The 20,803-nt window shown below is 44.7% G+C and carries 17 protein-coding genes; 2 read left to right on the top strand and 15 right to left on the bottom strand.

Going from position 1 to position 20,803, the window contains the following annotated elements; genetic code table 11:
- Positions 1 to 40 precede the first annotated feature (40 nt).
- The 9 genes from nqrM to MY523_RS06090 all read right to left on the bottom strand — a co-directional run bounded on the left by nqrM (position 41) and on the right by MY523_RS06090 (position 9,350).
- Positions 41 to 277: a (Na+)-NQR maturation NqrM gene (nqrM, locus tag MY523_RS06130; RefSeq protein WP_250657915.1), complete on the bottom strand. Its 237-nt coding sequence runs from the start codon at positions 275 to 277 to the stop codon at positions 41 to 43.
- A 10-nt stretch (positions 278 to 287) separates the two neighbouring features.
- Entirely contained in the window at positions 288 to 1,367 is a 1,080-nt protein-coding gene (locus tag MY523_RS06125; protein ID WP_250657914.1) for an FAD:protein FMN transferase, read from the bottom strand.
- 10 nt (positions 1,368 to 1,377) lie between these two features.
- Positions 1,378 to 2,604 carry an NADH:ubiquinone reductase (Na(+)-transporting) subunit F gene (gene nqrF, locus MY523_RS06120; protein ID WP_250657913.1) on the bottom strand — a complete coding sequence of 409 codons (1,227 nt, stop codon included), beginning with the start codon at positions 2,602 to 2,604 and terminating at the stop codon, positions 1,378 to 1,380.
- Between the two features lie 46 nt (positions 2,605 to 2,650).
- Positions 2,651 to 3,262 (bottom strand): NADH:ubiquinone reductase (Na(+)-transporting) subunit E, encoded by a 612-nt coding sequence (gene nqrE / locus MY523_RS06115; protein WP_250657912.1) that lies wholly within the window; start codon positions 3,260 to 3,262, stop codon positions 2,651 to 2,653.
- A complete protein-coding gene (locus MY523_RS06110; protein ID WP_250657911.1) occupies positions 3,262 to 3,927 on the bottom strand; it encodes an NADH:ubiquinone reductase (Na(+)-transporting) subunit D in 666 nt (221 codons plus the stop codon). Before MY523_RS06110 ends, nqrE begins: the two co-directional genes overlap by 1 nt.
- Before the next feature lie 3 nt (positions 3,928 to 3,930).
- Positions 3,931 to 4,734, bottom strand: coding sequence for a Na(+)-translocating NADH-quinone reductase subunit C (locus MY523_RS06105; RefSeq protein WP_250657910.1), 804 nt, complete (start codon positions 4,732 to 4,734; stop codon positions 3,931 to 3,933).
- On the bottom strand, positions 4,727 to 5,920 hold the full coding sequence (locus tag MY523_RS06100; RefSeq protein ID WP_250657909.1) for an NADH:ubiquinone reductase (Na(+)-transporting) subunit B: 1,194 nt from the start codon (positions 5,918 to 5,920) through the stop codon (positions 4,727 to 4,729). Before MY523_RS06100 ends, MY523_RS06105 begins: the two co-directional genes overlap by 8 nt.
- Before the next feature lie 2 nt (positions 5,921 to 5,922).
- Positions 5,923 to 7,269, bottom strand: a complete 1,347-nt coding sequence (locus MY523_RS06095) for a Na(+)-translocating NADH-quinone reductase subunit A (RefSeq protein ID WP_250657908.1) — start codon at positions 7,267 to 7,269, stop codon at positions 5,923 to 5,925.
- 608 nt (positions 7,270 to 7,877) lie between these two features.
- Positions 7,878 to 9,350: a glyceraldehyde-3-phosphate dehydrogenase gene (locus tag MY523_RS06090; RefSeq protein WP_256470519.1), complete on the bottom strand. Its 1,473-nt coding sequence runs from the start codon at positions 9,348 to 9,350 to the stop codon at positions 7,878 to 7,880.
- Between the two features lie 290 nt (positions 9,351 to 9,640).
- Here MY523_RS06090 and mfd point away from each other — a divergent pair, with 290 nt between their 5' ends.
- Together mfd and MY523_RS06080 are read left to right on the top strand one after the other, a co-directional pair.
- Positions 9,641 to 13,108, top strand: a complete 3,468-nt coding sequence (gene mfd, locus MY523_RS06085; RefSeq protein ID WP_250657907.1) for a transcription-repair coupling factor — start codon at positions 9,641 to 9,643, stop codon at positions 13,106 to 13,108.
- A gap of 171 nt (positions 13,109 to 13,279) precedes the next feature.
- Positions 13,280 to 14,107, top strand: a complete 828-nt coding sequence (locus MY523_RS06080) for a CsiV family protein (RefSeq protein ID WP_250657906.1) — start codon at positions 13,280 to 13,282, stop codon at positions 14,105 to 14,107.
- Positions 14,108 to 14,165: 58 nt separating this feature from the next.
- Here the strand turns inward: MY523_RS06080 and MY523_RS06075 are convergent, their stop codons facing one another.
- The 6 genes from MY523_RS06075 to MY523_RS06050 all read right to left on the bottom strand — a co-directional run bounded on the left by MY523_RS06075 (position 14,166) and on the right by MY523_RS06050 (position 20,521).
- Positions 14,166 to 15,911 (bottom strand): HAD family hydrolase, encoded by a 1,746-nt coding sequence (locus tag MY523_RS06075; protein WP_250657905.1) that lies wholly within the window; start codon positions 15,909 to 15,911, stop codon positions 14,166 to 14,168.
- A gap of 289 nt (positions 15,912 to 16,200) precedes the next feature.
- Positions 16,201 to 16,941, bottom strand: a complete 741-nt coding sequence (locus MY523_RS06070) for an S-methyl-5'-thioinosine phosphorylase (RefSeq protein WP_250657904.1) — start codon at positions 16,939 to 16,941, stop codon at positions 16,201 to 16,203.
- 29 nt (positions 16,942 to 16,970) lie between these two features.
- Positions 16,971 to 18,110, bottom strand: a complete 1,140-nt coding sequence (locus tag MY523_RS06065) for a mechanosensitive ion channel family protein (RefSeq protein WP_250657903.1) — start codon at positions 18,108 to 18,110, stop codon at positions 16,971 to 16,973.
- 52 nt (positions 18,111 to 18,162) lie between these two features.
- Complete coding sequence (gene nagZ / locus MY523_RS06060; RefSeq protein WP_370301517.1) at positions 18,163 to 19,179, bottom strand: beta-N-acetylhexosaminidase; 1,017 nt, start codon at positions 19,177 to 19,179, stop codon at positions 18,163 to 18,165.
- Positions 19,180 to 19,298: 119 nt separating this feature from the next.
- Positions 19,299 to 19,793 carry a L,D-transpeptidase gene (locus MY523_RS06055; RefSeq protein WP_250657901.1) on the bottom strand — a complete coding sequence of 165 codons (495 nt, stop codon included), beginning with the start codon at positions 19,791 to 19,793 and terminating at the stop codon, positions 19,299 to 19,301.
- 86 nt (positions 19,794 to 19,879) lie between these two features.
- Positions 19,880 to 20,521: a TetR/AcrR family transcriptional regulator gene (locus tag MY523_RS06050; protein ID WP_250657900.1), complete on the bottom strand. Its 642-nt coding sequence runs from the start codon at positions 20,519 to 20,521 to the stop codon at positions 19,880 to 19,882.
- Between the last annotated feature and the right edge of the window lie 282 nt (positions 20,522 to 20,803).

The raw sequence follows: 20,803 nt of genomic DNA, 5'->3' as shown, positions 1-20,803 counted from the left end.
ATTATTCTTAATTAACTTATGCCGTGCCCAACGCTACACTTTAGCTTTTTGTAGCATCGTAACTTAAATCTCTTACCGCTTTTCTGGCTTTCGCTTTCTCTTGCTCATCATCACAAATATTTTTGTCGCCCTTACATATGTCACACGCTACATCCATTCCCAGAGCGGCCATTCCCCCACAAGAGCCGGATATAGGTTTGCGACCCAAAAGAACACCTACGGACATCGCAATAATAATTAAGCCCATAACCAAAAAAACTATAATAAATGTATTCATAATCAACACCTCATTGGGTCAAATACCGCTTAAACGCTTGTGTAGATTGACTCTCAAATTCATCGCCGTTGCGAAAAATAAAAAACGCTGCAATGTTGTTTTCTACAGCAAATTTGTAGCCTCTTTCTGCCCCCATCACCATAAACATCGTGGCCATTGCATCAGCCTCTGCTGATGTCGGCCTTACAACGCTGACGGAAGTCAACGAGTGCTGCACCGGCTTACCGGTAAAAGGGTCTATAGTATGAGAATAACGAACCCCTTCCTCTTGGTAGTAGTTTCGATAATCGCCAGATGTTGCCAGCCCCGCATTCGTTAACTCGATAACTTTGTAGATTGAGCGCTCACCGACTGTAGGCGCTTCGATTGCAAGCCGCCAGACACTGTCATCTGGCTTAAAACCCTGTGCTCTGATTTCACCACCTACTTCAACAAGATAATCTGTTACTCCATGTTGTTGTAAGTAATCCGCAACCACATCTACAGCATAACCTTTGGCGATTGAAGATAAATCCAGGTAAATATCAGCTCTTTTCAAAATGGAGCTAGATTCGGGTTTCAACTCCAGATAGCCAAATCCTACGCGATTCATAACCCTTTGTAACTGACCTTCATCAGGTATTTTTACGGGCTTTCCCGTGGGGCCAAACCCCCAGCTATTAACCAGCGGCCCGACAGTCATATCATAATAGCCACCACTTTTTTCACTGATTTCCTGCCCCAAAGCAATCACATCAAATGTCTCATGCGAGACCGGAAACCATATATTTTGTGGCGCAGCATTGAATCGGGAAATTTCAGAATCTGGCTTGTAAGTCGACATAAGGCGATCAATGCGCACTAGCGATTCATTAACCCCGGCTGCCAAATTCTCTGATAACTCCTTACCATCGGTCAATACGACCTTTATATGATAACTACTTCCCATTATAGGGCCAGAAAATTCAAATACCTGCTTAACAGAGTGCTTAGTTTGACTTGTTGAAACAGCAGGTTCATTTTTTTCGCAGCCAGAAAGCAGCAAGCCCGCCAAGGCGACAATGCTTATAAGCACTGTCATCTTGGCGGGCTTAATTGAAAACATAACCATGGATTATTCGTTAACCTCCGAAATCATCCAAAAGTATATTTTCATCTTCGACGCCTAAATCCTTAAGCATCTTAATTACCGCAGCATTCATCATAGGAGGTCCACACATGTAGAACTCACAATCTTCTGGTGCCGGGTGATCTTTCAGATAGTTCTCATACAACACGTTGTGTATAAAACCTGTTAACCCTTCCCAGTTATCTTCTGGTTGAGGGTCAGAAAGCGCAACATGCCAATCGAAGTTATCATTTTCCTTAGCCAGCATATCATACTCATCTTGATAGAACATCTCTCTCAAGCTACGAGCACCATACCAGAATGACATCTTACGCTTCGAGCCCAAGCGCTTGAGCTGATCAAAGATATGAGACCTCATCGGGGCCATACCTGCACCGCCACCAACGAAAACCATCTCGTTTTCCGTTTCTTTAGCAAAGAACTCACCGAATGGGCCGGAAACAGTAATCTTGTCGCCTGGCTTCAAGTTAAATACGTACGATGACATCTGACCCGGAGGGAAGTTAGTTCCCGGAGGTGGTGATGCAATACGAATGTTAAACTTCACGATACCCTTTTCTTCAGGGTAGTTGGCCATAGAGTAAGCTCGGATAACCGGTTCTTTAACCACTGACTTATATTGCCAAAGGTTAAATTTGTCCCAATCTCCGCGGTACTCCTCTTCGATATCGAAATCCTTGTAATCCACTTCGTGGGGAGGAACCTCAAGCTGTACGTAACCACCTGCGCGGAAGTCTACATTTTCTCCTTCAGGCAGTTCCAATACCAACTCTTTGATAAATGTTGCAACATTCTCGTTTGAGCGAACAGTACATTCCCACTGCTTTACGCCAAACACTTCTTCTTCGACTTCGATCTCCATGTCCTGCTTAACAGCAACCTGACAGGAAAGTCTCCAGCCTTCAGCTTCTTCACGTTTTGTGAAATGAGATTGCTCTGTAGGCAGCATCGAACCACCGCCTTCCAAAACCTTACATTTACACTGAGCGCAAGTACCGCCGCCTCCACAAGCCGAAGCGAGGAATACGCCTTCAGCAGCAAGAGTCTGAAGCAGCTTACCGCCAGCCGGTGTTTTAATAGTATGTTCAGGGTTACCATTTACGCCAATCGTAACATCCCCGGTACTGACAAGCTTTGCTCTAGCTATCAGTATCACCGCCACCAGTGATAGTACGATGACGGTAAACATGACCACGCCTAAAATAATTTCTGCATTCATGTTTTAACCTTGTTCTTTATCATGAGACCAGTTTCGAACTCGCGCTCTACAGCGAAATTCCCGAAAATGACATAAAACCAAGTGACATAAGACCTACTGTAATAAAGGTAATACCTAACCCTCGTAGGCCTTCTGGCACATCACTATACTTAAGCTTTTCCCGGATACCCGCCAAAGCGACAATAGCCAAAGCCCAGCCAACACCGGCACCCACGCCATATACAGCACTTTCACCCAAGGTATAGTCACGCTCCACCATGAACAGTGAGGCCCCTAATATGGCACAGTTAACTGTTATTAACGGAAGGAACACCCCTAAAGCGTTATATAAGTCAGGGAAATACTTATCAAGAACCATCTCCAGAATCTGAACCAAGGCAGCAATAACACCGATATACGTTAGCAGTCCCAAAAAGCTGAGATCTACGCCCGGATAACCGGCCCAGGCCAAAGCACCGTCTTTCAGAAAGGTTGTATAAATAATGTTGTTAACCGGAACAGTGATCCCAAGTACAACAACAACGGCAATACCAAGCCCTAACGCAGCATCTATTTTCTTGGACAAAGCCAAGAAAGTACACATGCCAAGAAAGAACGCCAACGCCATATTTTCAACAAATACAGCCTTTATAAACAGGCTAATATAATGTTCAAACATTAGAAGGCCTCCCTGGTGACGTGAGCTTTGATTTTATAATCAGGAGCTTCAGTTTGCTCAGTTTTCCACGCACGCAAACCCCAGATAATAAGACCAATAAGAAAGAATGCACTAGGTGGCAGCAACAACAACCCGTTTGGCTGATACCAGCCACCATTATTAACCGTTGTCATAATTTCAATACCGAACAATGAGCCAGAGCCCAGCAATTCTCTTATTATCGCTACTGAAATTAGCATAGCACCGTATCCCAAACCGTTACCGATACCGTCTACAAAGCTCATAACTGGCCCGTTTTTCATTGCAAATGCTTCTGCACGACCCATTACGATACAGTTTGTGATTATCAAACCAACAAATACAGACAATTGCTTACTCAATTCATAAGCAAAGGCTCGCAAAAGCTGGTCTACAACGATTACAAGCGTCGCGATAATCGTCATCTGAACGATAATACGAATACTTGAAGGAATATGATTCCGTATCATCGATACAGACATACTTGAGAATGCGGTTACCAGACATACAGCTACAGTCATTACGATCGATAGCTGCAAGCTTGTTGTAACTGCAAGTGCAGAACAGATCCCTAAGATCTGAAGTGCAATAGGGTTATTATTGGCAATCGGGTCCAGAAGAACCTTTTTCATAGTGACTTCAGACATTTTCTAAGCCCCCTCTCTTAAACGGTTCAAATATTTCTGAAAACCGTTGTCGCCCAACCAGAAATGCAACAAGTTAGTAACACCACGACTGGTTAGTGTCGCCCCGGATAGGCCATCAACACCATACTCTGCACCTGGTTTACTCGTGTCCACACTTCCTTTGACTAGTTTGATCATAGGCTCTTGACTGGCTTCCAAATCATAGATTTTCTTACCCGGCCACTGCGCCTTCCACTTTGGGTTATCAACCTCACCGCCCAACCCTGGCGTTTCACCATGCTGGTAAAAACCAAGTCCGGCGATTGTATTTGCATCACTATTGAGAGCTACAAACCCATAAAGCGTTGACCACAGGCCATAACCATGAATTGGCAAGATGATAGTCTCAACATCCCCCTGCTCTTCAATCAAATACACCTTCGCATATTTTTCGCGACGCTTGATACTGGCAATATCTTCTTCGCCACTTAGAGCATCCGAAAGTTTAGGGTTCTTTGAAGCTTTTTTCTGATCAAAATCGATCGCTTCGGTAACCCCTACAACCTCTGGAGAGACGTATTGCCCGGTTTCCAAATCAACTAATTTAGCAGTAATACGTTCGAAAGATTTTTCTACCTCAGCTGACGTAGCCCCTTCTTTCAATATTCCAGCTGCCGCCAGAATATTAACTTTCAGGTTCAGTGCTTTGTTTTTTTCTTGAATTGGGCGTAACAAGACAACTGACGCCGCTACAACAATCGAACAAACTAAACAAAGCAGCAGAGCAACAACAATCGTTTTTTGAGTACTCTCTTTATGACTAGACACGTGCTAACCTCCGCTTAATGTTGGCCTGAGTAACGATGTGGTCGATGAACGGAGCAAACAAGTTTGCAAACAGTATCGCTAACATCATCCCTTCTGGGAACGCAGGATTAACCACACGAATCAACACAACCATAATTCCTATAAGTGCACCAAACGCCCACTTACCCTGGTTGGTCATGGATGCCGACACGGGGTCAGTCGCCATAAAGATCATACCGAAGCAGAAGCCACCAACAACCAAGTGCCAGTGCCAAGGCATTTCGAACATTGGATTGGTGTCTGAACCGATTGCATTGAACATCAAAGACGTCGCAACCATGCCCAGCATTACACCAGAAACGATTCGCCATGATGCTATCTTGGTAGCAAGTAAAACAACACCACCAAGAAGAATGGCAATTACTGAAGTTTCACCAATAGACCCTTGAACAGTACCAACAAAAGAGTCCATCCAGGTTACGTTAACCGCATCCATACCACCTACAGCAGCGAGGCCTAACGTGGTGGCACCACTAAAGCCGTCTACCGCAGTCCAAACGGCATCACCGGAGATTTCAGACGGATATGCGAAGAACAGGAATGCTCGACCGGTTAAAGCGGGGTTGAGGAAGTTTTTCCCTGTTCCACCAAATACTTCTTTGCCGATAACAACACCAAAAGAAATACCCAAGGCGACTTGCCACAACGGAATATCAGGCGGAAGAATCAAGGCAAAAAGAATTGAAGTAACAAAAAAACCTTCATTTACTTCATGCTTGCGAACCATCGCAAAAAGAACTTCCCAGAACCCACCGACGGCAAATGCTACGAAGTAAATTGGTACGAAATAGGTCGCGCCATAAATTATATTATCCCAGATGCTTGATGCGTCATTGCCTGCAAGCATTGCAATAATCACTGATCGCAGATCGTTGCCCATCACGGCACCAGACTCTGCTAAGTACGTGTTGGCTTGGTAGCCGATATTCCACATGCCAAAGAACATGGCAGGGAATGCACAAAACCACACCGTAATCATCATTCGCTTAAGGTCGATACCATCACGAACGTGAGATGTAGTACTCGTCACACTTGGAGGAGTATAAAAAATAGTATCTGCGGCTTCGTAAAGTGCATACCACTTCTCGTACTTACCACCTTTGTGAAAGTGCGGCTCCATCTTATCCAGAATTTGTCTTAATCCCATGATCAGCCCTCTTTCTCGATGAGTGTTAAATTATCGCGAAGAATTGGGCCGTATTCATACTTGCCGGAACAAACAAATGAACAAAGTGCTAAATCTTCTTCTTCCAACTCCAGACAACCCAGTTTTTGAGCTTGCTCCGTATCACCAACAACGAGCGCACGTAGCAATTGCGTTGGCAAGATATCAAGAGGCATCACCTCTTCATAGGCTCCGACGGGAACCATTGCCCTCTCACTACCATTGGTGGTCGTCGTAAAATTGAACAATTTCCCGGACGTTAACTTGGACAAATATATATTCATAACAGAGAATTTGTTAGTACCAGGGGACAACCACCCCATAAATTCTCTGGTATCTCCTTCTTCCAACACAGATACCTGATTTGCGTAACGTCCCAAATAGTCAACAGGCCCTTCAGCTCTACGTCCACCGAAAACCGAGCCTGAAATAGCACGGTTATTGGTTGAGGAGTCAACCTCACCTGCAAGCAATTCTGTTAATGAGGCACCTAAACGAGTTCTAACAAGGCGGGGGTTATTAACTTTTGGCCCTGCAATTGAAACAACTCGACTTACGTTTAACTCACCAGTAACAAACAGCTGCCCAACTGCAATAACATCCTGGTATCCAATATTCCATACGGTTTTTTGATCACTGACTGGATCAAGGTAGTGTATGTGGGTACCTGCATTACCAGCAGGGTGAATACCAGAAAAAGCCTTGGCTTCGATTGCGCTGTCACTTGGAAGTGTTATATCGAAGTCTTTATCTGTGCAGACAAATACCTTTCCACCGGTTAACTGTTTTATAACAGCAAGGCCGTTGTTAAAGTCTTTTGCGCATTCTCTTATCACCAACTTTGGGTCTGCCGCCAAAGGATTGGTATCTATAGCAGTTACAAAGATAGAGTTTGGAGTACTATCAATCTCAGGTACTTTACTATATGGGCGCGTTCTTAACGCCGTCCATAAACCGGACTGTACTAAATTATCGACCACCTGCTGGCGATCAATATTAGCTAACTGGTTCTCTTCGTATTTTGAGAAAACCTCTGCGTCATCACCCTCTACCTCAATAACGATAGATTGAAATACTCGCCTTTCACCACGGTTAACTTCTTTAACAGTACCTGCTGCCGGAGAAGTGTACCGAACACCTGCTGTTTTTTTATCTTCAAACAGCAGCTGCCCGCGCTTAACCTTATCTCCCACCTGAACAGCCATAGTTGGCTTCATGCCGATGTAATCAAAGCCAATTAGAGCTACATTGCTCACGGCTTTTCCATCGGTAATCTTTTGCTCAGGGGCACCAGATATAGGTAATTCCAGGCCTTTCTTGATATTAATCATTAGCCCCGCCTAATCATCAGAAACTTAAAACGTTTACGCCAACATATAACAAATGCTTAAGACACTTTTAAGCCAAGACAATCCACTGGTTGCTCCCGAACCGGATTAACTTGGCCTGCTATATATTTAACGCACCCAAAAACGCCCCAATTATAAAGAGCATAAAGCCATTTTTCTATACAACTTCACAATTTAATCGTTAAACTGACTTATTCATTTGGGATGAAAGTACAAGTTTTTGCTCTGCCTTGAACAAGATCAAGAAGAGACCAGAAACAAGTATCTCTAAAGAGGTAATCGATTTTAAAGTTAGACGCCAACATGCCAAAATTTAAAACCTTATAAACACAGTGAGACCTTTGCACGACGTTACGAGCGAAACAAAGACAAGGCAAAAAATGAAGAAAAAGCGCAGTTTATGCGTAATAAATGAGCATTTTAAGTCATTTTTTAACGCTGTATTTGTAAGCGCAGTAGTCATGCGAATGTCTCATAGTACAAGAAACAAAAAAGCCCGGCGAACACCGAGCTTTTTTTAGAAATTGACAGCAACATCACGCGTAGTTACATCATAAGACTACCAAGTGCGAAGCTGACACCGCAGATCGTTACTTAGCCAGCTTTGGAAAAACCGCATAGTTTACGCCGCAAATCTGGTTTGATAAACGAATAACCTGTGCACTATAGCCAGCCTCATTATCATACCAAACATAAAGAACAACGCGATTGCCATTCACAATAGTTGCCTGAGCATCAACGATACCGGCCGAGCGAGAGCCTACGAAGTCAGATGATACAACCTCAGGAGAGTTAACATACATAATCTGCTTCTGTAGCTCGGAGTGCAGCGAAACCTCTCTCAAATATCCATTCATCTCTTCCAGAGTTGTCTCTTTCTCCAGGTTAAGATTAAGAATAGCCATAGACACGTTTGGAGTTGGCACTCGAATAGCGTTACCCGTCAACTTGCCTTCCATTTCTGGAAGTGCCTTGGAAACAGCTTTAGCCGCCCCAGTTTCAGTCAATACCATGTTTAGCGGCGCACTTCGGCCACGACGACTACCCGAATGATAGTTATCGATCAGGTTTTGATCATTTGTGTAAGCATGAACAGTTTCGACATGACCGTTTACTACACCAAATTGATCGTTAACCGCCTTAAGTACGGGCGTTATAGCATTGGTCGTACAAGACGCGGCAGAAACAATATTGTCATCATCTGTTAGCATATTATTGTTAATGCCGTAAACGATATTCTTGATATCGCCTTTACCCGGCGCCGTCAACAATACTTTACTAACACCTTTACATTCAAGATGTTGACCAAGGCCTGCCTCGTCTCTCCAAATACCGGTATTATCGATAACCAGCGCGTTATCAATACCGTACTCGGTGTAATCTACCTCAGATGGAGAGTTGGAGTAGATCACTTGAATGTAATTACCGTTTGCGATAATCGCTTTGCGCTCTTCATCAACTGTAATTGTTCCGTCAAATGAACCATGTACGGAGTCACGACGCAACAAGCTTGCACGCTTCTCCAAATCATTTGAAGCCTTACCCTTACGCACAACGATGGCACGCAAACGAAGGTTTGCTCCACCACCTGCCTTTTCGATCATAATACGGGCAAGCAATCGACCTATTCGACCAAAACCATACAAAACAACGTCTTTTGTTTGCGAGCTATGCTGCTTTGTTTCTTCTGCGTCGTATTTACCAACGATATCAGCTAACTCTTCACGTAAAAACGCTTCAAGAGAGAGCCCACCACTCTGCTTTTGATACTTAACAGCAAGCTTACCAATGTCGACATGCGCATGGCCCAACTCAAGACCATCGAGTATTTCAAGAACTTTATAGGTTTCGTGTACTGATAGCTCGTTGTCTTCTACCTGTCTTACGAAACGGTGAGACTTGAGAAGCCCGATTACAGATTGGTTAATAATTGCCCGTCCGTAGATGGATGTAACCACGTTATTCTTGCGATATAAACGTCCAATCATTGGAATCATTGCTTCAGCAACAGTTTCTCGCTCGTTCCAGTCAACAAAACACGTATCCGTAATGTTCTGAGCCACGTTAGGCACCTCTCAAGTTGCACAAAAATAAAGGCGCACATTATCCATCTTCATGCATTCATAAGCAAATTCTGTTTTATGTACTCTCGTACAGCTTTGTTATTTAAGCTTTAGCCATTAAAGACCGCTCACCGACCACCAGGCTTAAATCAATATACCGTCATGACAGTGACACCGAACATGGTTAGAATATCGGGCCATTAGCGTACAAAAGATGCCTGGCCTTAATCATTACTACCGCCGAACCTTATACTCTTTTGTGAGACTCATACTTATAAAACGATCACTACATGACTTCAAATACACTTAACATTCCAAACCTCCCCACAGCTTCAGCGGATCACAGGCAATGGGGATCCGTTGTGCCTGGTTTTTCCCCCCTGATCGCTCTTGAGGCAATAAAAAAGCACCAGGGACTCGGCCTGTTAATTACGCCAAACACTGAAACAGCCCTCACATACGAAACAGCACTTAAGTTCTTTAACAATGATCGTGAGCTTGAGGTTCTTAATCTACCGGACTGGGAAACGCTACCCTACGATAATTTTTCCCCCCATGAGGATATCGTTTCACAAAGGGTAGAAACACTCTATACGCTGCCTAAGCTAAAAAGAGGGGTACTGATCATTCCAATCAGTACGCTACTTCACAAACTCGCCCCAACCTCCTTTCTACAAGGAGCCGGGTTACTGATATCCGTAGGTCAATCACTCAACATCGATAAATACCGGCTTGATCTGGAGGCCAACGGTTATCGGTTTGTTGACACTGTTTATGAGCACGGAGAGTACGCCATAAGGGGATCTATTTTAGATATATACCCCATGGGTAGCGAACTACCCATACGCATTGAGCTGTTTGATGATGAAATCGAAACACTGAGAACATTTGATACCGACAGCCAACGCTCTTTGGAAAAGATTGATCATATTAACCTGCTTCCCGCAAACGAGTTTCCATGGGACAAATCTTCTCGTGCAGCTTTCCGCACGCGGTGGCACGACCAATTTGAATCAGCACCTACAAAAGAGTGCTCCATTTACAAAGATGTTCAATCAGGCATCAAGCCACCAGGGATCGAGTATTATCTGCCGCTTTTTTTTGATGACAGCGCGACCCTGTTTGACTACCTGCCTGACAACACACTGATATTTACCCCCCCTGAACTTCATCAGGTCAGCGCACACTACTGGAGTGACATTCAACACCGATACGAAGAGCGACGGCATGACAGACTTCGCCCTATTCTTCCTCCCGATTCACTCTTTGTTCCAACCAACGAACTGTTTTCGGAGTTAAAGCGCTTTCCCAGAGTTACCTTATCTGCTGAAAAGCTCGAAGACAGCGCATCAGTTACCAATCTATCAAGCAGCCCGCTCGGCGACCTTTCTGTCAACGCTAAAGCATCAGACCCCCTGCTTCATCTTCGTACGTTTAAAGAAACGACATCATCACGAATATTAATTTGCGCTGAATCAGCTGGAAGACAAGAAGCACTAGAAGAGCTCTTTTCTGATCACAATTTAAATATGCAAAAGGTTCTCAACTGGACAGACTTCCAATCCAGTAAAGCGCCTTTATGTATGACTATCGCGCCAATCTCAGACGGATTCAGCGACTTATCACGTAATATCACAGTCATTTCCGAATCAGAACTGTTTGGTCAGCGAGTCATGCAACGGCGTCGGCGTAAACGTGCGACAGACTCCGGAGAAATTGCCGTCAAAAACCTCTCTGAATTGAGAATTGGCGCCCCGGTTGTGCATATTGATAATGGTGTAGGCCGCTACCAAGGCTTACAGACTATTGAGTTTGATGGCCAAACCAATGAGTTTTTAGTGTTGGAGTACGCACAGAGCTCCAAGCTATACGTCCCGGTATCATCATTACACCTAATCTCAAGGTACAGTGGAACCGATGAGTCACTAGCCCCTCTTCATAAACTGGGCAGTGACAAGTGGTCGGTCGCCAAGCAGAAAGCCGCTGAACGCATAAGAGACACAGCGGCCGAGTTGCTGGACGTTTACGCCAGGCGAGAAGCAAGAGTAGGATTTGCTGCCTCAAAACCGGACGATAGCTATCATGCTTTTTGCGCTGGTTTTCCTTTTGAAGAAACACCTGATCAAGCCGCAGCAATTGAAGCCGTAGAAAAAGACATGTTAAGCCCCAAGCCAATGGATCGGTTAGTCTGTGGAGATGTGGGATTCGGCAAAACCGAAGTGGCAATGCGCGCAGCGTTTATTGCAACAAACTCAGGCAAGCAAGTTGCGGTACTTGTTCCCACCACACTTCTTGCTCAACAGCACTACGAATCATTCAAAGACCGTTTTGCAGATACCCCCGTTCAAGTGGAACTGCTATCTCGCTTTCGCTCAGCTTCTGAACAAGCAAAATCCCTAACCGCTATAGAGAACGGTAATGCAGATATTATTATTGGCACTCACAAGCTCATTCAGAAAGATGTAAAATTTAAAAATCTTGGCCTGGTTATTATTGACGAGGAACATCGCTTTGGTGTTCAGCAGAAAGAGCGCCTTAAATCTTTGCGTTCAGAAGTCGATATACTTAACCTCACCGCCACCCCAATACCGCGAACACTTAATATGGCAATGGGAGGAATTCGTGACCTTTCCATTATTGCAACACCTCCAGCAAGACGACTATCAGTAAAGACATTTGTTCGAGAACGGGACGATGCCACAATTAAAGAGGCGATACTTCGTGAGTTGTTGCGAGGTGGGCAGGTTTATCTTCTGCACAACGAAGTGAAAACAATCGATAAGGCTGCGGAAGAGATACAGGCACTGGTAGAAGAAGCAAGAGTCGGTGTTGCCCACGGGCAAATGCGAGAGCGAGAGCTGGAACAAAAAATGTCAGACTTCTACCATAAGCGTTTTAATGTTCTGGTTTGCTCAACCATTATTGAAACGGGTATCGACATTCCAAGTGCCAATACAATTATCATTGAGCGCGCTGACAAGTTTGGCCTTGCACAACTTCATCAATTAAGGGGCCGAGTTGGAAGATCCCACCACCAGGCCTACGCCTATCTGTTGACTCCCAACCAAAAATCAGTGTCACCTGATGCGACCAAAAGACTCGAAGCAATTTCTGCCGCACAAGACCTTGGGGCCGGGTTTATGCTGGCAACACACGATTTGGAAATCAGAGGCGCAGGTGAACTGCTCGGTGACGAACAAAGTGGCCAAATACAAAGCATCGGGTTTACCCTTTATATGGAGATGCTTGAACAGGCTGTTGAAGCAATTAAGGACGGTAAAACACCTAACTTGGACAGACCTCTGAAGCACGGCGCGGAAATCAACCTTAGAATACCCGCCTTAATCCCCGACGATTACTTACCTGACGTGCATAACCGCTTAATTTTGTACAAGCGCATTGCCAATGCAAAGACAAAGCCTGAGCTGAAAGAGCTACAAGTAGAGATGATTGACCGGTTTGGCCTGCTGCCCGACCAGGTTAAAAACCTGTTTAGACAAACCGAGCTAAAGCTTACTGCCGAAACCCTCGGTGTAGTAAAACTTGACGCTGGAGCAACATCAGGAAGAGTTGAATTCTCAAGCGATACCGAGGTAGACCCATTAACGATTATTCAGCTCATACAAAGCACCCCCTCAAAATACCGGCTCGATGGAGCAAGCGCACTTAAATTTGAGATAGACCAGAGCGATACAGATGGTAAACTGAAAGAAATTAACCAGTTGCTGGACACATTAGCTAAAAGCACCAGCAATTAAGAGTACTAATAATTACAAGTACCAACAATTACAAGCACCAACAATTACGAGTACGAGTACTAACGCCTAAACATGGTATTTATATGATAGTGAGGCTTTCACAGCGCTACAAATCTGCGGCACTGCAAAAGCCTCATTACAATTTTAAGCCCTCTATTTGACAGAACTTAAATGAAACCTAAAAACTTACATCGAGCGATCACACGTTTTACACTGGTCTTAACTTTGGCGTTATCAACCATTGGCGCTGCAACCGCACAAGCTAACAGTAAGGACAACGAAGCCGTATCCTGGTATCAAATCGAAATCATTCTATTTAAACATCTGCAAAAATTTGAACTAGAGAAGGAGCGCGACACATTAGACCTGCCGCCGATTAGCCAGAAGTATGTTTTGGTCAAAGGCAAACCGATGGTTAATAGCCAACTTCAAAGGCTGGATACGTCTAAGCTTAAGCTGGCAAAATCATACAAAGCCATGTCTCGCAGTAAGAACTATAAGGTTTTAGAGTTCGCAGGATGGAAACAACCTCTGATAAAAGAACAAGGTGGCATTCCTCTTGTTATAGAAGCAGGCGAAAAGTTTGGCAAACACCATGAACTTCAAGGCAGGTTAACGTTCAGAAAGAGTCGATATTTACATCTTATTGCAGACCTCTATATGGCTGACTATATGCGAGGCTCTGATATAAATCTCCAAACCTGGCTGCTAGAGGATGACAGTATTGCACTGCCTATCACTCAACTTAACAAAATCGCTAACGATATTAGCCTTCACACTAATGGCAACAAAACCGATAAGAACGGCGATAACAATGAGGACAATAAAACGTTCGACACAGAACCGACAGAAAACTATATCGCTAACAACATATCTCACATGAGTGAAGCGAGAAGAATGAGAAGCGGTGAAATCCACTATCTGGATCATCCCGCCTTTGGTCTACTTGTCACTATTGAACCAACCGATCCTCCATTTGTTTATAACGAAAGGCGCTAACTTCTAGCCAGCTCGCGGAATAACACTTAAACTCCCGCAGACAGGTGGGAGTTTAGTTTCACTGCTCTCTTTTCAAGTCCATACATGTCAATACCATTGCCCAAAATTCGGAAAAATCGTTTACTACAACATCGGGCTTGTGTGGATAGCGCTCATTGCCTGGGAATATTTTCTCAAGCCAAGACTGATCCCATTGGGCACCATTAAAAAACACCCCCGTAACACCCGCAGTACTCGCGGCAATGATGTCAGTTGTACTATCACCTACATACCAAATATTTTTCGATATCGGCAACCCCATTGTATCGCACGCTTTAATGATCTGATCAGGGTGAGGTTTTCGCCTGGGTGTATCATCCCCGCATACATCGGTATCAAATAGGCCAACCCATGCACGGCTCTCCACACGTTCAAGCTCCTCTATATAAAATTCTCGATCCCGGTTGGTAATAACACCAACTCCCAAACCAATCTCTCGTAAGCCTATTAGCATGTTTCTAACATTCGGCTCAAACGGCAGAACTGTACCGAAGTGGTTACGGTAGTGATGAGTGAAGGCACTATGCGCAATCTGTTTAGCATCCTGATCATCGCCAAATAGCACTTCAAAAATATCCGTCCTTGATATTTTTCGGTCAACCTTTACCTTGGGGTGTAACTCCTGGTAGTGAAGCACATGCTCAACCAGCTTCGCATCTTCCGGCGACTTACTTTGTTCAGCAGAAATTAACCGACCAACAAGCCCCAAAGACTCAAATTCAGGGATCATGTCATCGACCGCATGGTACATTGCATCCAGTGTATCCACTAATGTTGCATGCCAGTCAAACAATATGAACCTGGGCTTGGTAAGCTTAACAAGCGCCGGATGCCAGTCAGGCTCAATTCGCTTAGGCGGCGGCTCTCTGGGAGGATATGGCCGCGGCCTAAGCCTGTTAACAGGTTCATCAAACAGCGAAAGCCCTTTTGAGCGATAGCTAGTCTGCAGGCCTTCCAGAGCATCAATCAACTGCTCAAATGAGTCCACAACTAATTGAGGCGATTCTGGGTTGTGTACTCTATGGGCAATTATTCGGTCAATCCAACGCTCTTCCCAATGCGCGCCATTGAAGAATACGCGTGTTACACCTGCGTGATATGCAGTAATCATATCGGTGTGACTGTCACCTACATACCAAACCGATGATTCTTCGAGTCCTCCGAGCCGAACAACCGCTTGATGAATAACATCTGGTGAGGGCTTGTATTCAGGCACATCATCTGCGCAAACGGTCGTATCAAAAAGGTTTTTCCAACGCCCACCATCGACAATTGATAGCTCATGATCCAGAAACTCACGACTCCGGTTAGTCGCAACGCCAATTTTTATACCCAGCGCCTTAATTGCAGAAAGATACTCTAATACCCCTTCCTGAAAGGGTTTTACCTCACCATAATGAGAGCGGTAGCATTGGTTATATGCATTATGGGCTATCCGCCGTGCATCCGGGTCGCTCTCAAACACCGCATTAAATATTTCTGTTCTGGAAACACGTCGTTCGGCCAGGATTTTGGGGTGAAGGCGGCGAAAGATTCGAATATACCGAATAAGCTTGGCGTTCTCATCATTTTTACAGTCCGCTTCAGGAGTCAACCTGCCAACAAGATCAAGTTCTTCAAGCTTCGGCAGCATCTCTTCCATGGCTGAATACATCGCGTCCAATGTATCAACCAGCGTACCATGCCAGTCAAATAGCAACGCCTTTGGAGCTGGCAACGAGTCATAATCCACTACAAACCTGTTTTTGAGCGAAGTTTCCGACATTGCAAAACACTCCAACACTATAGCACCGTCTTAAGGTGAGCCCGGCAGGGCAAGCGAAAAAGAGAACCACATTGGATACAGTATAAGACACATTAAAAAATGTATAAGGCGAGAGCTGGGTTTATTATAGAAAACGTGCGATGTGCTTACCTAAAACTACCACAGCTTAGCGGCTAAATTGATTTAGCCGTGTACAGCTACGGAATGAGATTGGGAACCAAAAAGACAGCGTCGGAAACACGCTGCCTAACAACCACTATCTTTAAAAAGTAGTGTCCTTAACAAATTACTAACTATTAATAACCTCTATTAAAATCTTTTTAACGTAACCCATCCCCTCATCGATTGCCTGCTCTATCTCTTCCATCGTTATAATGCTTTCGGTTTTCCCTGCAGCCCAATTAACCACAAGTGCCAAGCACGCATAATCAATCTCTTGTTCGGCAGCAAGTGCCGCCTCAGGCATTCCGGTCATTCCAACAATATCGCAGCCATCTCGTTCAAGTCGTGCAACCTCAGCCGCAGTTTCTAACCTGGGACCTTGTGTACAGCCATAAACGCCATAATCACTATACGCGACATCGTGAATCTCGGCGGCCTTTATTAACATCTGCCTGACACTCTCGCTATAAGGGTATGAAAAGTCGATATGATTAACCGAGTCCATCTCACCCTCAAAATAAGTGCTTTTTCTACCGTGGGTATAATCGATTATCTGGTCAGGAATAACCACATGGGCAGGCCCCATCACTCCCTCAATACCACCGACCGCATTAACAGCAATAATTGCCGTTGCGCCTTCCTGCTTGAGTGCATAAATATTAGCCGCATAATTAACTTCATGAGGCGGAATTCGATGAGGGTTCCCATGTCGAGCAAGAAATAAAACTTTTTTCCCATCGTATTGCCCCTCTACAATGGGGCCGCTTGGCTCACCATAAGGCGTTGTCACTTTCTTCTGACCTAAAACCTCCACCCCCTCTAACTCTGCTAACCCTGTGCCGCCAATAATGGCCAGTTTTTTCGTCATATTAAGTACCCTTTACTTAAGATAGGATGTTACTGAGCCTCTGAAGCGATGCCTGCCAGCTCCGGCGAACTGGCCGATATCTTCATTTCATCCGGTAAATGAACCGTCGTCGTCGGGAACGCAAACTCAGCGCCCTGCTCTTCAATAATCGCCATAATTTTCAGCAACACATCCTGCTTAACTTCATGGTATTCAATCCAGTTAGTTGTTTTAGTAAACGTATAGATAAAGAAGTCTAATGAAGATGCGCCAAATGCATTAAAGTTAACAATGAGCGTTTGTGTACTGTCGATTCCGTCATGCTTTAAAAGCATATCTTTAACACTGGCAATAATGCTGTTAACACTGCTTCCATCCTGATAGCGCACACCAATCGTCTCGTAAATTCGACGATGACTCATTCTGGACGGATTTTGCACTGAAATACTGGTGAACGTTGCATTGGGTACGTAAAGAGGTCTTTTATCAAAGGTTCTAATGGTCGTTAAGCGCCAACCAATATGCTCGACGGTGCCTTCAATATCCTTGTCTGGCGAGCGAACCCAATCTCCCACCTTAAACGGTCGATCCAGATAGACCATTAACCCACCAAAGAAGTTTGCAAGAAGATCCTTGGCGGCAAAACCAACCGCAATACCGCCAATACCGCCAAATGCCAATACGCCAGAAATGCTGTAACCTAACGTTTGCAGAACAATCAACCCTGCGGTAATTAATACAGAAGCGCGAAGAAGCTTACCCATTGCCGATACCGTAGTGGCATCCATCGGTTCCTTCATTTTTTCAGGCGACACGACTATTTTCTCAGCGCCGCTGATAAACCTGACAACAAACAGTGCGAGCAGCAGGATAACGCCAACTTCTCTTATCGGTTCAACCAGTGAGAAAATTTCAGCTTCTGAGTATTTATTTGCTGTATGAGCTGCCACCGACAACCCTAACAGCCAGATAAGATAAGACGCTGGCTTGCGCCCCGCATGGAGCAGTGTGTCATCCCACAAGTTTTTGGTTTTCTCAAACTGACGTTCAATCTGAGAAAAAAACTTACTGGAGATAAAACTTAGAATGGCCGTAAATAGCACTACGGCAAAAATCTGAAACATCCCTCTATAGGCTTCATCACCAAAGTTAAGTGATTGAAACCATTCATCTATAAGCGACAAATCCATACATAAACCCCAAAATTCAATGCGTATGTAATTCTAAACAATTTTTAATTGGTTAATTATCGAGACGGCTCACCGCCTGACACCATCGACTGCTTCTTTTGAGTGACTCGAAATCTGTTTTATCTCGCCCCCTCATCTTTTCGAGCCGGTTCATAGAGACTCTATTGGGCGAATAGTCGGTAGAATTTTCCAGACACGCCAAGGTTTCAAGCGCCCCGTCACGGTTATTACACACTAAAACCATATCACAGCCAGCAGCCAGAGCTGCCTTGGCTCGGCTAGCGTAATCCCCCGCCACACTCGCCCCTTCCATACTCAGGTCATCACTGAATATCACGCCGTCAAAAGACAGCTGGGTACGTAAGACATTTTTTAGCCAGAATGAAGAAAAGCCTGCGGCGTTTTCATCGCACTGAGGATATATGACGTGAGCAGGCATGACGGCATTTAAACCATTCAACATCAATGCCTTAAAAGGCCTTAGATCGTCTGCTTCAATTTCCTTAAATGCACGATTATCTACCGGCAATGCAACATGTGAATCAGCCTCGATTGCGCCATGCCCAGGAAAGTGCTTTCCAGTCGACGCCATACCCGCTTCATTCATCCCGGCAATCAACGAAGAAGCCAGTTCAATGACAACCTCAGGGTCACCTGAAAAAGCACGATCACCGATCACAGAAGAAATACCGTAATCGAGATCCAAAACCGGCGCAAAGCTGAAGTCTATGTCCGATGCCCGTAACTCAGACGCAAATAACCAACCACACTCTCTAGCAAGGGACATCGCATTGGCCGGATTCTTCGCATATAACTCGCCGAACATTCGCATGGGCGGGATACGGCTAAACCCCTTTCTAAATCTTTGAACCCGCCCTCCCTCGTGATCCACTGCAATCAATATATTAGGGTTGCATGCCCTTATTTCAGCGACTAACTCAGCCAATTGCATTTTGTTTGAGTAGTTGCGAGAGAAAAGAATGAGCCCTCCGACAAGGGGGTTAGAGAGCAACTGGCGATCCTGGTCGTTAAGGCTTTTCCCTTCGACGTCAACCATCAGCGGGCCAATATTACCTAACGCATTCATACCGTCGGTATTTGCAGATAGTGTGCTCTTCTGCATATTAATTATTATTCCCTGAAAATTGTAGTTGTGAATATTTAAGTCTAGCGAGTTGCCAAAGAGCGCTAAAAAATAGTGACCTGACAGCCTGGCTGAACTCTATCAAAAAGATCGATTATGTCCATATTTCTCATACGGACACAACCATGAGATAACGGCACTCCCATAGGCTCTGAGTCCGGAGTTCCGTGGATATAGATATAACGACGCATTGTGTCTACAGCACCTAAGCGATTAACGTCAATTTCGATGCCCGATAGCCACATAATCCGACTCAGTATCCAGTCTCTGCTCGGGTATTGTGCCGCCAAGGCAGGCGAGTAGATCTCACCTGTAGGCCTACGTCCAACGAACACCGCCCCCACTGGTCGCTCATCGCCAATCATAGCTCTTATGATGTGGCGCCCTCTGGGCGTGCAACCACTATTAGACCTTTCCCCAGGGCCGTTTAATGCCGTTGAGACACGATAGCACAACCACGGCGTTGCAGACTTTAAAAGCGTAAGCGTTTGAAGCGGAATATCAATTTCAATCGATAGTGTACTTGTAGTATTAGCCATTAGCTAAGCTTAACTGACCTTTCATTCTGTGTCATACCCTAAAGACAGAAAGATCAGCTACACCACATGAAGGGGTTTGGTTTGAGTTATTTCGGTAAAGGAGCCTGCAAACCCGCAGCCAAGAAAGGAACAAGGCGTTTAACCACTTCCTCAGTCGAACTATGAACCTGCATTTCATTTTCTAAAATGTCAGACAGGGCTTCGATACTCGACATGGTGAAGGCAGTCGTGCCAAGCATAAACTGAATACGCCAAAAACGATCAACAGCAGAGAGCTGTGGCGTAGCCTCTCGCATATGTTTCATGAACATCCTGAATGCTCGGCTGTATTCTTGTTCAAGGTATTTACGAAGGTGCCCTTGTGATTGCGTATAGGCTAACCCGAGCAGACGCATAAACACCGAAACACCGGTTTTACTTTGAGATGGCACCCTAACAATACAGGAAGTGACAATCCCCAGTAACGTTTCAATATCGATGGGGGTGTCTGAATGTTTGTCGGAAGCGCTTTTTAGCTCATTCTCAAGATTGTTTGCAAAAGGAGATAGAAAGCGGGAAAAAACCGCCTGTATAAGTGCGTTTTTTGACCCAAAGTGGTAATTGACCGCCGCTAGATTTACGTTAGCCTTGCTGGTTATCATCCGTAGTGACGTTTCAGAAAACCCCCGCTCTGCGAAAAGAATTTCTGCTGCATCAAGTATGCGATCTACTGTATCTGATTGAGCCATGCTGAAAACTTCGTCTATTCATTGATCTATGCGAAAGAAATGAAATGCCCACATTCATAATCGACACGTGCCGTCACATTAGTTAAAACATTCCAAACAATTGTTTTAAACATACGTTTGGTTGGTTGTTATGTCAAGCTTCATTAACAATCCATGACATAACTCAATAATTAAATACCACGCACTTACAACCAGCGGCAAAGATCAGTAATTGCAACCAGACGCGAAGGGGTAATCCAAAGAAATGAATACAGCGGAATGATTCTGAATAGTGGCTCTGAA

Source organism: Alkalimarinus coralli (genome assembly GCF_023650515.1).
Taxonomy (GTDB): Bacteria; Pseudomonadota; Gammaproteobacteria; order Pseudomonadales; family Oleiphilaceae; genus Alkalimarinus; species Alkalimarinus coralli.
The sequence above is the reverse complement of the archived record's forward strand: the minus strand, read 5'-3'. Positions and strand labels throughout refer to the sequence as shown.

What these genes read in the sequence shown, in the direction of transcription:
- nqrM (WP_250657915.1), bottom strand. Translation starts at nt 277, where the DNA reads ATGAATACATTTATTATAGTTTTTTTGGTTATGGGCTTAATTATTATT.
- MY523_RS06125 (WP_250657914.1), bottom strand. Translation starts at nt 1,367, where the DNA reads ATGGTTATGTTTTCAATTAAGCCCGCCAAGATGACAGTGCTTATAAGC.
- nqrF (WP_250657913.1), bottom strand. Translation starts at nt 2,604, where the DNA reads ATGAATGCAGAAATTATTTTAGGCGTGGTCATGTTTACCGTCATCGTA.
- nqrE (WP_250657912.1), bottom strand. Translation starts at nt 3,262, where the DNA reads ATGTTTGAACATTATATTAGCCTGTTTATAAAGGCTGTATTTGTTGAA.
- MY523_RS06110 (WP_250657911.1), bottom strand. Translation starts at nt 3,927, where the DNA reads ATGTCTGAAGTCACTATGAAAAAGGTTCTTCTGGACCCGATTGCCAAT.
- MY523_RS06100 (WP_250657909.1), bottom strand. Translation starts at nt 5,920, where the DNA reads ATGGGATTAAGACAAATTCTGGATAAGATGGAGCCGCACTTTCACAAA.
- MY523_RS06095 (WP_250657908.1), bottom strand. Translation starts at nt 7,269, where the DNA reads ATGATTAATATCAAGAAAGGCCTGGAATTACCTATATCTGGTGCCCCT.
- mfd (WP_250657907.1), top strand. Translation starts at nt 9,641, where the DNA reads ATGACTTCAAATACACTTAACATTCCAAACCTCCCCACAGCTTCAGCG.
- MY523_RS06080 (WP_250657906.1), top strand. Translation starts at nt 13,280, where the DNA reads ATGAAACCTAAAAACTTACATCGAGCGATCACACGTTTTACACTGGTC.
- MY523_RS06075 (WP_250657905.1), bottom strand. Translation starts at nt 15,911, where the DNA reads ATGTCGGAAACTTCGCTCAAAAACAGGTTTGTAGTGGATTATGACTCG.
- MY523_RS06070 (WP_250657904.1), bottom strand. Translation starts at nt 16,941, where the DNA reads ATGACGAAAAAACTGGCCATTATTGGCGGCACAGGGTTAGCAGAGTTA.
- MY523_RS06065 (WP_250657903.1), bottom strand. Translation starts at nt 18,110, where the DNA reads ATGGATTTGTCGCTTATAGATGAATGGTTTCAATCACTTAACTTTGGT.
- MY523_RS06055 (WP_250657901.1), bottom strand. Translation starts at nt 19,793, where the DNA reads ATGGCTAATACTACAAGTACACTATCGATTGAAATTGATATTCCGCTT.
- MY523_RS06050 (WP_250657900.1), bottom strand. Translation starts at nt 20,521, where the DNA reads ATGGCTCAATCAGATACAGTAGATCGCATACTTGATGCAGCAGAAATT.